Origin of the sequence: Amycolatopsis sp. NPDC004079 (assembly GCF_040610415.1) — a bacterium.
GTDB lineage: Bacteria > Actinomycetota > Actinomycetes > Mycobacteriales > Pseudonocardiaceae > Amycolatopsis > Amycolatopsis halotolerans.
Map to the genome: position 1 here is coordinate 88,823 of NZ_JBEXMH010000009.1, position 14,207 is coordinate 103,029.

12 protein-coding genes are annotated in these 14,207 nt (G+C 65.7%); 5 read left to right on the forward strand and 7 right to left on the reverse strand.

Going from position 1 to position 14,207, the window contains the following annotated elements; genetic code table 11:
* Positions 1 to 12: 12 nt before the first annotated feature.
* Positions 13 to 1,428, reverse strand: coding sequence for a PIN-like domain-containing protein (locus tag ABZX37_RS12540; RefSeq protein ID WP_354738824.1), 1,416 nt, complete (start codon positions 1,426 to 1,428; stop codon positions 13 to 15).
* Positions 1,429 to 2,358: 930 nt separating this feature from the next.
* A complete protein-coding gene (locus tag ABZX37_RS12545) occupies positions 2,359 to 2,508 on the reverse strand; it encodes a hypothetical protein (RefSeq protein WP_354738826.1) in 150 nt (49 codons plus the stop codon).
* 1,595 nt (positions 2,509 to 4,103) lie between these two features.
* Here ABZX37_RS12545 and ABZX37_RS12550 point away from each other — a divergent pair.
* Entirely contained in the window at positions 4,104 to 5,201 is a 1,098-nt protein-coding gene (locus ABZX37_RS12550) for a histidine kinase (RefSeq protein WP_354738828.1), read from the forward strand.
* On the forward strand, positions 5,198 to 5,815 hold the full coding sequence (locus ABZX37_RS12555) for a response regulator transcription factor (RefSeq protein WP_354738829.1): 618 nt from the start codon (positions 5,198 to 5,200) through the stop codon (positions 5,813 to 5,815). The genes ABZX37_RS12550 and ABZX37_RS12555 overlap by 4 nt, the downstream gene beginning before the upstream one ends.
* 189 nt (positions 5,816 to 6,004) lie before the next feature.
* On the opposite strand, the gene ABZX37_RS12560 is transcribed toward ABZX37_RS12555, so the two are convergent.
* From ABZX37_RS12560 to ABZX37_RS12570, 3 genes are all read right to left on the reverse strand, one after another.
* Positions 6,005 to 6,202 (reverse strand): hypothetical protein, encoded by a 198-nt coding sequence (locus tag ABZX37_RS12560; RefSeq protein ID WP_354738831.1) that lies wholly within the window; start codon positions 6,200 to 6,202, stop codon positions 6,005 to 6,007.
* 10 nt (positions 6,203 to 6,212) lie between these two features.
* Positions 6,213 to 7,139 carry a hypothetical protein gene (locus ABZX37_RS12565; protein WP_354738833.1) on the reverse strand — a complete coding sequence of 309 codons (927 nt, stop codon included), beginning with the start codon at positions 7,137 to 7,139 and terminating at the stop codon, positions 6,213 to 6,215.
* A 362-nt stretch (positions 7,140 to 7,501) separates the two neighbouring features.
* On the reverse strand, positions 7,502 to 9,055 hold the full coding sequence (locus ABZX37_RS12570) for an NAD(P)/FAD-dependent oxidoreductase (protein ID WP_354738835.1): 1,554 nt from the start codon (positions 9,053 to 9,055) through the stop codon (positions 7,502 to 7,504).
* A 149-nt stretch (positions 9,056 to 9,204) separates the two neighbouring features.
* Between ABZX37_RS12570 and ABZX37_RS12575 the strand changes: the two genes are divergently transcribed.
* From ABZX37_RS12575 to ABZX37_RS12585, 3 genes are all read left to right on the forward strand, one after another.
* Complete coding sequence (locus ABZX37_RS12575; protein ID WP_354738837.1) at positions 9,205 to 10,149, forward strand: LysR family transcriptional regulator; 945 nt, start codon at positions 9,205 to 9,207, stop codon at positions 10,147 to 10,149.
* Positions 10,150 to 10,277: 128 nt separating this feature from the next.
* Positions 10,278 to 10,751 (forward strand): MarR family transcriptional regulator, encoded by a 474-nt coding sequence (locus tag ABZX37_RS12580; protein ID WP_354738839.1) that lies wholly within the window; start codon positions 10,278 to 10,280, stop codon positions 10,749 to 10,751.
* A gap of 35 nt (positions 10,752 to 10,786) precedes the next feature.
* The gene (locus ABZX37_RS12585; protein ID WP_354738841.1) at positions 10,787 to 12,421 is read left to right on the forward strand and encodes an FAD-dependent monooxygenase; all 1,635 of its coding nucleotides are present in this window, start codon (positions 10,787 to 10,789) and stop codon (positions 12,419 to 12,421) included.
* Between the two features lie 426 nt (positions 12,422 to 12,847).
* Here the strand turns inward: ABZX37_RS12585 and ABZX37_RS12590 are convergent, their stop codons facing one another.
* Positions 12,848 to 13,534 carry an MOSC domain-containing protein gene (locus ABZX37_RS12590; RefSeq protein ID WP_354738842.1) on the reverse strand — a complete coding sequence of 229 codons (687 nt, stop codon included), beginning with the start codon at positions 13,532 to 13,534 and terminating at the stop codon, positions 12,848 to 12,850.
* Positions 13,535 to 13,633: 99 nt separating this feature from the next.
* Positions 13,634 to 14,179: a peroxidase-related enzyme gene (locus tag ABZX37_RS12595; protein ID WP_354738844.1), complete on the reverse strand. Its 546-nt coding sequence runs from the start codon at positions 14,177 to 14,179 to the stop codon at positions 13,634 to 13,636.
* Between the last annotated feature and the right edge of the window lie 28 nt (positions 14,180 to 14,207).

Sequence of the window (14,207 nt, forward strand, 5' to 3'; positions counted from 1 at the left end):
ACTAGTTGAGACTCATACTTCCCTCGCCTCAACTTCGTTCAAAAATTCTCCCCCATCGTCAGGGATGCCTGACTCCCAGCCTTCCCTTCCTCGCGAAACTAAGTGTCGGAATTCACTATTCGTTAAACCCTGCTCCACATCCTCGATTGTTATCCTTAGCCTCTCCCGCTCGCGCACCGCTTTATCTATCTCTGCCGACAGAGTGCGGTTATTCAAGTCCAATTCTTTCGCCATCTCGGCAAGCCGATCGCGATTATCTAGGCCATTTGCATAGGCCTCCGGCTCAACAGACCCGTCGATACTATCCAGTGTCGCCTCCAATCGCCCGACCCGATGAAGAGTGTGGCGCGTAAGGTCCCGTATCCCTTCTTGATCATTGCGAAGCATTCCTATCCGACGCTCCGATTTAGTCAACTCAGATCGCAGCTTAGCAAGTTCGCGTTCGGCTATCTGAAGTTTTAAGTACTGACGAGAAACCGCTTCCCCTCTCGCCACTCTATCCGACTTCAAATCACCAGCACCCACCCACGCTCGAATATTCCGCTCCGCGCTTCTCTTGCTAGTGTCCTCGACCTCATCCAGCAATGTCGCGGCCAAATTTAGCTCGAACTTCGCGCCAACTTCTTCGATGAACTTAACAGGACTGTATGCGTAAAAGAGTCTTCCCGTCTCCTTGTGGAACTCTTGTCGCAAATCAGGCAATGGTCCCAGTATCTCCCCCTGCGATTTCCACCACCAATCCTCTTTAGCATCATCAGTGACAAATAGGACATCAACTTTCTTTTCGGCGGAATAAGCAATGATCTCCTTCCAAAGAACCAAGTCACCGTACATTCTATTACCCCCCTTTCGGGAATCTAGAAATCCCGGCGGAACTTTATTCTTGTACCTGGATTCCCCTTCCTTGTAGATTTCAGCAAGCGTCTCATCGTCAAATCCATCCCCTACCCTTCCATCGTATAATTCACCCACCGCTATCAGAACGGAGTCACTTTGCGGAGTAAGGCCATGCTTTGAAAACTTCTTGCCGTACTCTTGCGAAACTTCAGACTTCGTCTTCTCCGCGAATTCCCTGACCTTCTTTTCTATTGAATCCATGTCTAAGACTGGATTCTTCTTGTACCGCTTAAGCTTCGCAGAAACCTGATTGAAGGCACTCTCTAAAGCGTCAATGATCTCCTTATTTAGACCGTTTTGTTCACGTATGATGCCGACTCTTAGTTCATGAAATTCCGCCGCGACCTGATACGGACTCCACAATCTCGTAGCAACTGCACTCAATCCATTTATGAATTTCTCGCGAACATCCGGGGAGTATCTATACAGATTGAGAAGCGCATTTGTATCTAGCACAATAGTTCCAGCTTCCCAGATCCGCGCGCGATCGCCGTGCGCCAAGGGGTAGTTCCCGAGAAACTTGCTACGCATTTCCTTCTCCTTGAGATTTAAAATTCGAGCGGACAAGTGGTTGCTGCCGAACTTGGCTCTATGGGATCAAGGGCGCGCCGCCGGGCGGCGCGCCTGCTGCGGTCCGTAGCCCCTCACCTAGGCGGCCGCCGCGATCCCGGCACGGCGGGCTCCCGCTCCGCTCCGCCCACCGGCCGGGCCGCGCGGCCGCCAGCGGTGCCGGACCCCAGCGCCGCCCGACAGCAGCACGCGTGACCCTCGTGCCAGAACCGGACAACCCACCCATGCGCAAACAGTCGCCGACCATCCTGGACCTGTTACGCACACACATCGCCTGAGGCCACCCCGAAGCCTGATCGTGACAACGGTCGGTAGCACCGCGTCAAGGCTGGAAAGCGTGCCTTGACCCGGCCCTACCGACCGCGTGTGAGCTTCGTATCGGGGTTGGGGGAAGTGTGGGCGGGTAAGATGCGGGCTGAGCGGGCGAGCGTCAGTCCCCGTCAGAGAACATGATCAACTCCCCGGTTTTCCCCCGGAAAACGATCGAAAACGACGAGAACCGGCGGCCGAGCATGATCAGCCGCGGAGTGAGGCCGCGCAGGTGAGGGCCAAGATCGGCAGATGACGAGAAACAGCCACTGGCCTGGGCTTTGACTCCGTAGGTTCTGGGTTCGAGCCCCAGGCGGCCCACCACGATTATAACGCGTTGACCAGCATAAACGACTTCCGAAAGATCCACTTCGGGGCTGTGCGCCCAGGCCAATCGCCTCCGATTGCGCTGGCGTGCCGATTTCGCCGGGGCTCGGGGGCGGCAAGCAGCCGCGACTGCTGCCACCCGATCACGAGGAACGCCTCTATCCAGGCTCAAGCCCAGTACCCGCAACTCGCCCAGATATCAGGCGGCCGGGGAACAAAGAACATGGCGTCACGGACACACCTCGAATGCAGCGGTCAATCGCCGCCGCCGAAGACCTGCAGCAGCTTCTTCTCGAGCGGGCACCGGTGGAGCAACTGCTCGCGGTCGGTGACTTCCTCCGGTACCGTGGCCAGCCACGTCGTCGCGGAGGCTTCCTGTTCGCGGATTAGACGGGTCTCGGCCATCTCCGAGATACGGTGCCGCATTTCGTCGGAAAGCCCTGGACGTCATCGGCCTCCGGCAAGCGGCGGGGAAAAAACGTCGAGGTGCTCCGTGTCGAACGATCGATATTCGTCGTATGACCACTCACTGTCGAGCCAGACACTATGCCGCCCCTCCGCTTGCCTGAGGGCGCTGGATGCGGGCATTGGTTCCGCCAACGCCCTTCCCCGTTGGCCAGGGACAGCAACCTCGCGTAGGACCTGTCGGCACCGATCGTGATGGCCAGCGCGACGCGGCGTCCGATCATGCAGCGTGCGCGCGGCTCGTTCAGCCACGCGGGCAAACGCCCGGCGTCGACACGGCCGAAGACGACATCGTCCTCGGATGGAATCTCGGACCTGGGGGATTTCCTCCGCGAGCAGCACTGTGCCGTCGAGTTCTTCAACCCGGACCGGCAGGATGTCGCTTGCGCGCGCCAAGACGACCAGAACCGACTGCGGATCGGCGAGAAACTGGCGGGCCACGCCGCGCTGACAGACCGTCCGAGACGGCGTAACGCGCGATCCCACCGTTCCTCGGCCGAGGTGTGCTCCGTGCAGTAGCGTCGGCCGTCGGACGCCTCCGGGATCGGGCTGATGGAGATGCGGGCGCAGGTCCGACGGCGTTTCGCATCGGTTTGGCCTTCTTAGTCGCCGGTATTTCCACCGCGTCGGCGATCGCGTAAAGCTGTTTTTTGTTGCCAGCGGCGGACTTCACGATCGCGAGGGCGGGTTTCGGGCGAGCGCGTTCCAGCCGACGCAATTTGAGTTCGGGAACGGTGGCCAGGACTGAAGCTGGCGCGGTTTCAGGTGTGTAGACCGGAATTGGCCCAGCCTCATGCGGCCCGGATGTCACGTTCCAGCGAGTGGCCGAGATCGTCAGGACTGTGCCCGGCTGGTGCCGCGCGCGGTCAGGCCACTGCGATTTGAGGGGCGGCAGGATCACGCCTTCCGCTGGGGCAACGTGGCTTCCGCAGTCAGCGCCTCCGCCCGAATGCTCGCCGCCGGCATATCCCGCGAAGTCTGGAGTGCAACCGTCCCAGCGCATCCGCTTCCCAGCCCGCGGAGAAGCCCGGGTGCCCAAGCCTGAAGTGGAAAGGTGCATTCGCTGGCCAAGGACCAGCGTGCTGCAACCCGCACGTTGGTTCCCAGGCGATTGCCGCCGGGATAGCCGTAACTCGCCGAACTGCTGTTGGCCGAAGCCTGCGGAGCGGCTACCGCGGTGACCGCCACGACGCAGGCCGTCACGGCCACTATTTTCTTCATAGTCCACGCCATCCGCATCGGGAAACCGGGCCAGGCCCGACAGTCCACAAAGTGACTGCCTCGGCGACCTCGGGGCACGGTGACCGGTGACTTTTTGCACTGGCGGGTCCGTGCGGCTGCCGACGACACTGGCAATCGCTGCGGCCGTGCCCTCCCGGCGCGATGGGAGGGCACGGGACCGGGGGTGTCGGCACGGCCGCAGTACTTCGTCCGCTGGAGCGTGTCGCCGATCTCATTCGTGGCGATTCGGCGGCAGGACGTTACCGGTGCGCGGTTTCCTGGGTGGCGGGTAGAGAACAGCGGGAAGGGTGCACGTGCGCGTTGTCCAGCGGACGGGTCTGTTCGTGGCCGCCGTCGAGATCGGCTTCCCGTTGAGCATGCTGGCGTGGCGTTCCTTCGTGTTCGAGATCTCACCACAGCTGGCCGAACGCTTCCCGACGAGCGAACGTTTGCTGACGTTGCTACTCGCCCCGACGACGATTCTGGTGTGGGCGACGTGGCATCGCCTGCGTCATGGGCCGCCGCCGTGGCCACGGGGTGTCGTGATCGTGCTGGTGCAGCTCACGGTGATCGTGGTCACCCAGTTCCAAGCGAACACGACGATCCTGAACTTGCTGCTCGGCTGCACGATCCTGGTCACGCTTCCCCCGCCATGGGCATTCCCGCTGATCGGCGTGGCCATCCTCACTGGCATCGCCGTCAACTGGATCTCAGCGTGGCCGGCCATGCTCGGCCTTGTCCTGCACAACCTCCTGGCCTGCGCGGTCCTCTACGCCGTGGTGCGCATGGGCGAACTAGCGGTCGCCCTGCGGCGGGCACAGGACCTGCTCGCCGGTCTCGCCGTCGACCAGGAACGCATCCGGGTCGCCCGTGAGCTGCACGACAAGCTCGGCCAGGAGCTCACCGCGGCCGGGCTGCGCGCGGAACTCGCGGCGCGCCTCATGCCGCAGGACCCGGGGCGCGCGGCCATGGAGATCAAGGCGGTGCAGACCCTGACCGAGCAGGCCCTCGACGGCGTCCGGCAGGTCGCACGAAGCGAATGGCAGCCGGACTTCGACAACGAGCTGAGCACCGGGACCGCCTTGCTGGAATCCGCCGGTGTCCGCTGCCGGATCGAGATCACCGCCCTGCCGGACGAGCGGATCGGCCGCGTTGTCGGCTGGGCACTGCGGGAAGGAATCACGAACGTGCTCAAGCACAGCAGCGCCCGGACATGCCTGCTGAAGACCGAGATCCGGGAGGGCGTGTTCCGCATGACGGCGGAGAACGACGGAGCGTCAGGCTGCTTCTCCGTCCCGGGGAGCGGGCTGTCCATCATCGCCGACCGGGTCCATGAGCTCGGCGGGCACGCCTGGTCCGGTCCCGCCGGCGGCGACCGGTTCCGGTTGCTGGTGGAGCTCCCGATCCGATGACGACGACGGTGAAACCGATCCGGGTTCTGGTGACCGAGGACATGCGGGTGCTGCGAGACGCGCTAACCGCGCTGCTGGCCCTCGAGGACGACATCGAAGTCGTCGGCGCCGCGGAGCGCGGTGACGAGGTTCCCGCGCTGCTGCGGGACTGCCGACCGGACGTGCTCGTGCTCGACATCGACCTGCCCGGCATCGACGGGCTCGCCCTGGCCCGGCAGATCCGCGACGCCGGGCCGCGGGTGCTCGTGCTCAGCGCGCTCGACCGCGCCGGCACCATCCGGGAGGCACTCGACGCCGGCGTCCGCGGGTTCCTGCCCAAGGGCGTGTCCGTCGACACCGTGATCGACGCGATCCGGCAGGTGGACTCCGGTGGACTGGTCATCTCGCCGACGCTGCTGTCCGCCGCGATGCGCGGCGGACAGAACCCGTTGACTGAACGCGAGCAGGCCGTGCTCCGGCAGGTCGCCACCGGCAGCACGGCGAAGGACATCAGCCGGGAGCTGCACATGGCCACCGGAACCGCCCGCAACCACATGACCCGGATCCTGCACAAACTCGGCGCCCGCAACCGAGTCGAAGCCGTCCGCCGAGCCCAGGACGCGGGCTGGCTCTGAGCCTGCCGCGGTGACACTCCGACAGCATCGGGCAGGCAGGGCTCAGGTTCGGCCGCGATGTCCGCCACCGCTGCTGATGGCACACGCGCAGCGCGCGGCCGTGTCCGATCCCCAGCCGCAGCACCTCGGCCTGCTGTCACGACAGGCCGAGGCACCAGATTCAGGCATTGGCAGGCGAAGCCCCTGCGCTCACCGGTCCCTCGTCAGGTAGCAGGCAAGGTAGAACGCCGCCATCAGCGCAAACGTCACTGCGGCACTGACCACCCACGCGAGCCACGACGCGTCGAGAATCGCCAGGACGATGCCGACCGGGATCCCGACCCCCGCCGGAACCAGCCGGTTGAAAGAACGGACCAATGAGGACCGTTTTCTGAATTCGATCGACATGATCACCACGCTACCGGCAATTCGACGCGTCGACAGGCCGCCAACCACCCGACGTTGGCAGAATGAGATTCTGGTAACACCATTTGGGGACCAAATTACGCGCCCCTAGATTCTTGAGAATGCCCACCGCATTCTTCGAAGCACCCGCGTTGCAGATAATTTTCACCACAGTACCCGCGATGCCGGTCACATTTGCCACATTGCAGCCGACGAATCCGCCTGCACCGATGAGGGCGCCGAGCGCGGCACCGATCGCGTTGCCTTCCCAGCCCCACAGGTTCAGATAGACGCCACGCCCGTAGGTGAGCTTCGGGTCGGCGACAACCGGATACCGTGCTCCGCGGTGGTCGACAATCTGGGTGACCGTGGAACCGGAGACCTCGTAGCGGGTGGGAAGGGCCGTGCCCGTCGCGTCGCGAGCCCACGGGGCAGCGATGTCCCCCAGTTCCAGCGTTCCAGCCCCCTTCTTCATGACGATCGCGACCCGGCCGCCGGCACGCGGGCTCAGCGATACGCCCTTCGGCAGGTCAAAGGTGAAATCGAAGCGTTCCGGCGCCGACGCGTCCTTCAGCACCACAAGCCCTCGCGCACCGTCTCTGACCGACTCCGCAGCAACCGCGTATCCACGTCCCGCGTCACGGGTGACCGATCGCCCCGCGGATAACGAAACCGCTTTCTTGTCCGTACCGCCAGGCAGGGTCATCCGTACCGATCCCGCAGCCTGACCGGCGACCGTGACCATCCCGTCCCGCAATGCCACCCGGCCGGACGACGGCACGGCCGGTTCCTGACCTGCCGACGCGACCGCTTTTTCCACCGCGGACGTCACGGCCGCGTCATCGTGCATTCCCGCGGCCTCGGCTCCTGCCGGGCCCGCGGTGAAGGCTGGGCACGCGGCCACCATGACCACGGAGCCGAATCGAATTAGCTGTCTCATGAGTCTCCTTTATTGACGAACTAAAACAGCCTCACGAAAACGCGGCAGCTGCGGAAGTTCCTTTCCTCACCGAGCCACTCAAAAATCATCACGCCAGCCACCAAATCCTTCACCAACATGGGATTAGCGTTGGTCTTGCCCGCCCGCACCGACGAAATCCTCTCCGCGGAAGACGAAATTGCCGCGCGCTACGCCGATGCGGAGCACATGTTCTTCGTCGGCAGGGTGCGCGGCTGGCCGGTCGCCAGGAAGGCGCGCAGAAGCTCGAAGAGATCTCCTGCGTCCACGCGGAGAGCGTCGGGTAGCCGCTGTGATCGGTCAACCGGTGAACCGGTTCGCCACGAGGTTGGTCTGGCGGTGACCTACTTCGCGCACCACACGGCCGACGCCGATTCGGCGCAGGAACTGACCCGCTTCCCGGTGGCCGACAGGGCTTGAGACCCTGCCGCGCCGGGCTTCAGCACGAGGTCGTCAAGATCGAGCGTGCTGGTCATTTTCTGGAAGCTCGCGAGGTTTCCGGGCCATTTGGTCACCACTTTGCCCGTCATGCCCTGGCGGTACCAGCTGTGGCACGCACCGGCCTCCCAGACAGAGTCAGCCATTGCACCGTCGACCCAGGTGTTGAAGTCCCGCTGAGCCCGCTGCGACGGTTGGACGGAGGCAGCGCCGTTCTCGTCGACCAGCCGGATGTAGTGCATGATCATCTTCATCTGCGCCTCGATGACCGCGATGATCGACCCGCTCGCCTGGGTGTGCGGCCCGGTCACGAGGAAGAGGTTGGGAAACCCCGCGACGACAGTGCCCTTGTAGGCGTGTGGCGATTCGCGCCACGCATCCGACTTCAACGAGCGCGCGGATTCACCGCGGAACTCGATCCCGGCGAACATGGCGGTCGCGGTGAAGCCGGTCGCGAGAACGACCACGTCGGCGTCCCAGGCGCGCCCGTCGCCGGTCACGACGCCGGTCGCGGTCAACGCCGAGATCTCTGCCGACCAGACGGTGGTCTTGCGGTCGGCGAGGGCGGGATAGAACGCACTGGACATGACCGGCCGGCGGCAGCCGAACCGGTACGACGGCGTCAGGAGCTCGCGCAGGCCCGCGTCGCGGATTTCCGACTCCAGGTAGCTCCGCCACTGTCCTTCGAGCTTGGCAAGTTTGGCCTCGTCCATGACCGCCTGTGTCTCCGCCTCGACGTTGAACCTGTGCTCGGCCGCCGAACGGATGGCGTCCATCCGCGCCGGTTCGTCCCGGAACCGTGCCTGCGCCTCGAGGTCGTAGACCTGTTCGTCCTTCGGCATGACGTAGGGCGGGGTGCGGATCACTGCCAGCACGCTGTCGGCCACGTCGACGGCGCAGGGGAGAACCTGCGCGGCACTGGCGCTCGCACCGACGACCACCACGCGTCGGCCTGCCAGGGAGATTCGGTCGTCCCATTGCGCCGTGTGGATCACCTCGCCGCGAAACGTCTCGCGGCCCGGAAGGTCAGGAATGCGAGGAGTGCTGAGCGAACCGCTCGCCACGATCAGGAACCGGCACGACAGCGATCCTCCCTCGGCGGTGCGCAGGTTCCATACGCCCGCGGGTTCTTCCCAGCTCGCTGACACCAGCGTGGTGTTGAACCGGACGCGGTCCCGGATCCCCAGATCGTCGGCCACCGTGTTGATATAGGCGAGAATCTCGTCCCACGGCGCGTAGCTGCGCGTCCACGCCGGGTTCGGAGCGGCCGAGAGACTGTAAAAATGGGCTGGGACGTCGCAGGCCGCATTGGGGTAGCGGTTGTCCCGCCACACCCCGCCCAGTTCCGCGGCACGCTCAAGAATGACGAAGTCGTCGCGACCCTCGGCCAGCAGGTCGTGCGCAGCGCAGATGCCGCCGAAACCCCCACCGACCACGACAGTCTCGTGGTACTCGATCATGATGACACTCCCACATTGGCTCTGCTTAAGCGGTTCTCGCGCTCCGCACTAACACTCCCCCGCTGCCGAGGAGGGCGTCCAAGGCTTGTTTCGCATCCCATGACGCGTTTCAGGCATCACGGCCCGGCGAGCGGGCTACCTTGGGTGTTGTGCACTCGACCAACGCGCTGCCACCGGCCGAGTTCGACCTCCGGCTGGTCCGCTACTTCGCGATGGTCGCCGAGCAGCAGCACTTCGGCCGCGCCGCGGCACTGCTGCACGTCACACAGCCGAGCCTGAGCCGCCAGATCCGGACCCTTGAGCAGCGCGTCGGCGCCCGGCTGCTCGATCGCGACCGGCAGGGCACCCGCCTTACCCTCGCCGGAGCCGCGTTCCTTCCCCACGCCAGGCAATTGCTCGCCGTCGCCGCAACGGCCGCGGCGGAGGCCCGTGCGGCCGCGGCGCCCAGCCGGGTCACCGTTGGCCACACGCGCGGGCTGATCATCACGCCGGCAGTGCGGCGACTGCGCCACCACCACCCCGAGGCCGAGGTGCACACCGTGCACCTGGAGCTGTCCGAGGTGCGGACGGCCCTGTTCGGCCACCGGGTGGACGCCGTCGTGACGCGACTGCCGTTCGCCACTGACGGGCTGCGCGTCACCGTCCTGCACGAGGAGCCCCGGGTGCTGCTCGTGGCCGGGGACCACCGGCTGGCCGGCCGGGAATCAGTCACCCTCGACGACATCGCGACCGAGCCCATGCCGAGGCTGCCCGATGCGGAGTGGGACGCGTACTGGCGGCTGGACCCCCGGCCGGACGGCACGCCGGCACCCGACGGCCCGCTGATCGGCCACCTCGAGGACTCGTTCGAACTGATCGCCTCCGGGCAGGTCGTCGCCATCGTGCCCGCCGGGCTGCGTGCCGACCGCACCCGCCCGGACCTGACCTCGATCCCGCTGCACGGCTTCGAGCCCTGCCAGGTGGTGCTCGCCACCCGCGACGGGGAGACCGCGCACTTGGTGGCCGCCTTCCGCGAGGCCGCCCAGGCCGCGCTGAACCGATCCGCAACGGCATCAGACATCGGCCGCGCTTCATTACATATGAATGTTATCTAACCTGTCCCGATCGGCGAGAAGGCTCGGGCAACCAAAATCCAGTCTATATCAAGATAAAACGGACCTAAAGGGCAGTGCCGACCCTTGAGTCGCTAGCCCGTTACATAATCTAGTGATATAAATTGGCTATGGGCGAGAGCGAGCGCGACCACGGGCGGGATGACGTCACGGAGGCTTTCGACGAGGTCATCCACCTGATGATCCGGCACCTGAACGACCACGGAAGCCTGACGTTCCCCGCGATCACGTGCCTGGGCAGGCTCTACCGGGACGGCCCGACCCGGCTGACCGCACTGGCTGAGGCGGTAGGTGCCAGCCAGCCCTCGACGAGCCAGTTGGTGCAGCGCCTGGAGCGGCAGGGGCTGGTGGCGCGGGTCAGGGATCCCCAGGACGGGAGGGCGTCGCTCATCGCGCTCAGCGACGCCGGTCGCACCCTGGTGGCCGACCGTCTCCGCGAGCGCCATGACCGCCTGACGGAGTTACTCGCAACGCTCTCCCCCGAGGACGACGCCTCGCTTCGGTTGGCGATGCACGTGATTCGACCGATCGTCCAGCGGTTGAGCGAGACCGCTCGCCAGTCGGAGGCCCAGGCCAGGTCCTGACGACTTGGCCACCCGATCCAGTGCGGAGGTACGCCATGACCACACCATCCACCGCTTCCTCGCGATCCCACGCGGCCGGGCGTCCGGTCGACTGCGACGTGGTGGTCGCCGGGGCCGGCCCCGCGGGGCTGATGCTGGCCGGCGAGTTGCGGGCCGGCGGCGCCTCGGTCATCGTGCTGGAACGGTTGACCGAGGTCGATCCGATCCTCAAGGCAGGAACCCTGAACCGGCCCAATATCGAGGCGTTCTACCGGCGCGGCCTGCTTCCCGCGCTGCGGAAAGCCCAGCAGGAGACGGAGTGGACCGTCTCCTACCTTTCCACCCGGCGTCCGGACGGCACGAGCGCGCTGCCCAGGTTCTCCGGACATTTCGCGGCGATCATGCTCAGCGACGAGATGCTGGAAGAGTCCGACCCGGACCTGGCTGGGCTCTGTCCCCCGGACCTGGTCGCCCTGGTCCACCAGAAGCAGGTCGAGGCGATCCTCGCGGACCGCGCTGCCAGGCTCGGCGTGGAAGTTCGCCGCGGGGTGGCAGTGACTGGTTTCGAGCAGGACGACGAAGGAGTGACGGTCGCGACCGATCAGGGGCCGATCCAGTGCGGATGGCTCGTCGGCTGCGACGGCGGCCGCAGCACCGTGCGCAAGCTCGCCAGGTTCGACTTCCCCGGCACCGACCCGGAAATCACCGGCTACCACGGGATCGCCGATATCGTCGGCGTGGAGGGCCTTGGTGTCGGCTGGCACGCGACCGACACCGGCGTCTACCTCAACGACCCGCCGCGCGGGCGGATCACCACGGTCGCGTTCGACGGCGCACCGGCCGACCGCGACACCCCAGCGACCGCCGAGGACCTGCAGGCAGCCATTCGCCACGTGACCGGCGCCGACGCCACGGTCACCGGGATCACGAGCCTGACCCGGTTCACCGACAACACCCGTCAGGCCACGACCTACCGGCAGGGGCGAGTGCTGCTCGCCGGCGACGCGGCCCATGTGCACCCTCCGTTCGGCGGGCAAGGGCTCAACCTGAGTGTGGGCGACGCGATGAACCTCGGCTGGAAGCTCGCCGCCACTGTGCGGGGGACGGCGCCGGACGGGCTGCTGGACACCTACACCGCGGAGCGGCATCCCCTCGGTGCCTGGGTGCTGAACTGGACGCGTGCCCAGATCGCGGTGATGCGCCCGGAGCCCCATGCCCGTGCGCTGCGCGAGGTGGTCGCCGACTTGGCACGGACCGTGGATGGCACCACGTACCTCGCGAAGAAGATCTCGGGCGTCTGGCAGCGATACGACCTTTCCGGCGGCCATCCGCTGGCCGGAGCCAGCACACCCGACTACGCGCTGGCTGACGGATCCCGGCTCGCCGACCACATGCACGACGGCAAAGCGCTCCTGCTGGACCCCTCCGGTGCGCTGCACGAGTTCGCTGCCCCCTACCGCGACCGCATGCGGACGATCACCACGGCCCCGCTGACCGACGACGCTCCGGCGGCCCTGTTCGTACGACCCGACGGTTACGTTGCCTGGGCGGGCGAACCCGACCCGGGCTCGCTGGACAAAGCACTGCAGACCTGGCTCGGCGTCCCACTGGCACAACCGAGCCAGACTCCGGAAGCGGTCACCAACCCCTCTCTTGGCCAGAACCCGCCCAGTGGCAAAGCAAAGCCTTGAGCAGAGTCTTGAGCGGTTCGATCACGGCGCAACGCCCGGGCAGAGCCCCCGAGCTACGACGGCCGCGCCGATCATCCGCACTGCGAGACCCCGGGATACAGCACGGGTTCGAATACCGGCGCTCCAACCAGCTCGGTGATCCGCTGGGGGTAGCTTCCGCACAAGAACGTTCGTTTCCGCGTGCCGCGACCACGACACGAGGTGTCGCGGAAAGAAAGCGCCAGCCGTTCGCCAGTTGCAACTGGCCGTCCTCAAGCACGCGGACGGTGTGCACTTCGCCCTTGACACGTCGGGAGTAGCGGAGCTGGTCTCCTGAGCGCGGGATGCCCGCCTCCACCAGAGTCGCCAGGTCGGGGCCGCTGGGCCCGGCCGGGCGAACCACCGACCGTCCCGGAGCGGGCGACGGCAGACATCGAGTGCGGACGCCTAATCTCGACTGCCGTACAAGCGAGTCGATTGGTCGTCGAGGTGCCCGGCGAGGCGTTTGCGCAGCAGCGCCGACCAGGAAGCGGGTAGTACCTCGGGATGTTTGAGGAGATGTTCGGCGGCGGCCCGGTCGGTGCGGTCAATGTTGAGCACGCGGTGCACTTCGGCGACAGTGATTCCGTGCGCTGGGCGGAGAACCAGGTCGAGCCGGTCGCCCGGAGCCACCTTGCCCGGGTGTGCGACCCGGCAGTAGATGCCGGTGCGGCCGGTGCGCTGGATTTGGACGGCTAGGTCCGGAAGGCTGTGGTGGGCGGCGAGTCGGTAGCAGGGCCGCCGCGGCTGAGTCACCTGCAGCGCGACGGTGCCGACGAGGTAGATCGAGCCCACCACGACATCGTCTTCCAGGATCCCCGCAGTGGTGAGGTTTTCGCCGAACGCGGGCGGGTCGACAGTGCCCAGGACTCCGGCCCAGGCCTGGTAATGCTCGCCCGGATAAAGGAGAACTGCCTTGTCGGGACCGCCGTGGTTTTTCCGGTCGCCTTGCTCATCGTGTGCCAGGCCGAGCGGACCGACGTCGATCGGACCGCGCACTGGGGTTTTCTGGATGCCGGACAGTACTGTGCGGCCGCGCCAGGACATCGGTCGCACGGCACCGGTGGAGACGACCGCGACGTGTCCGACGCTCATCGCGTCTTCTCGGGCAGCGGGCCAAGGAAAACTAACGACACGGACATTTCCTTCCAGTCGATGCGGGCGGCAGGCCCTCGACCTGCCGCCCGCTCCGGATCAGTTGGCCTTGCGCAGTGCGATCTTCGGGAAGTCGACGGGAACCGACAGCGCGACGTTGAGGTAGTTGGTGAAGAGGTTGAGCGCGACGTGCGCTACCAGCTCCACGATCTCTTCGTCGTCGAAGCCTGCCTTGCGCAGGGTTTCCACATCGGAGTCGGTTACGTGGGCGCGGTTTTCCACCAGCTTGGCCGCGAAACCGAGCGCGGCGTCGGTGCGCGGATCAGCGGAGTGGCCGGCCTGGGCGTGGCTCATGTGCTCGGCGGAGACCCCGGCTTTCCGGCCGAGTGCGGTGTGGGCCGCCAGGCAGTACTCGCAGCCGTTGCGGTCGGCGACCAGCACCGCGATCTGTTCTCCGAGCTTGGCGCCCAGCCGTCCGCCGCCGAGCGCGCCGAAGCCGCCCCACATCATCTTGAGCGCGGCGGAGGAATTGGCGACGGCTTTGAACATGGCCGGGGTGGTGCCGAATGCCGCGGTGATTTCGGACAAGAGGGACTTCGCGTCGCCGGTGGCGTCCTGGGGGTCGATCAAGGTCACTCGAGACATCGGGGTTAGTGCTCCTGTCAGAGGTAAA

Coding starts and splice junctions, on each gene's coding strand:
- ABZX37_RS12560 (WP_354738831.1), bottom strand. CDS start 6,202: ATGTCGATCGAATTCAGAAAACGGTCCTCATTGGTCCGTTCTTTCAAC.
- ABZX37_RS12565 (WP_354738833.1), bottom strand. CDS start 7,139: ATGAGACAGCTAATTCGATTCGGCTCCGTGGTCATGGTGGCCGCGTGC.
- ABZX37_RS12590 (WP_354738842.1), bottom strand. CDS start 13,534: ATGAGCGTCGGACACGTCGCGGTCGTCTCCACCGGTGCCGTGCGACCG.
- ABZX37_RS12555 (WP_354738829.1), top strand. CDS start 5,198: ATGACGACGACGGTGAAACCGATCCGGGTTCTGGTGACCGAGGACATG.
- ABZX37_RS12580 (WP_354738839.1), top strand. CDS start 10,278: ATGGGCGAGAGCGAGCGCGACCACGGGCGGGATGACGTCACGGAGGCT.
- ABZX37_RS12585 (WP_354738841.1), top strand. CDS start 10,787: ATGACCACACCATCCACCGCTTCCTCGCGATCCCACGCGGCCGGGCGT.
- ABZX37_RS12545 (WP_354738826.1), bottom strand. CDS start 2,508: ATGGCCGAGACCCGTCTAATCCGCGAACAGGAAGCCTCCGCGACGACG.
- ABZX37_RS12595 (WP_354738844.1), bottom strand. CDS start 14,179: ATGTCTCGAGTGACCTTGATCGACCCCCAGGACGCCACCGGCGACGCG.
- ABZX37_RS12570 (WP_354738835.1), bottom strand. CDS start 9,055: ATGATCGAGTACCACGAGACTGTCGTGGTCGGTGGGGGTTTCGGCGGC.
- ABZX37_RS12540 (WP_354738824.1), bottom strand. CDS start 1,428: ATGCGTAGCAAGTTTCTCGGGAACTACCCCTTGGCGCACGGCGATCGC.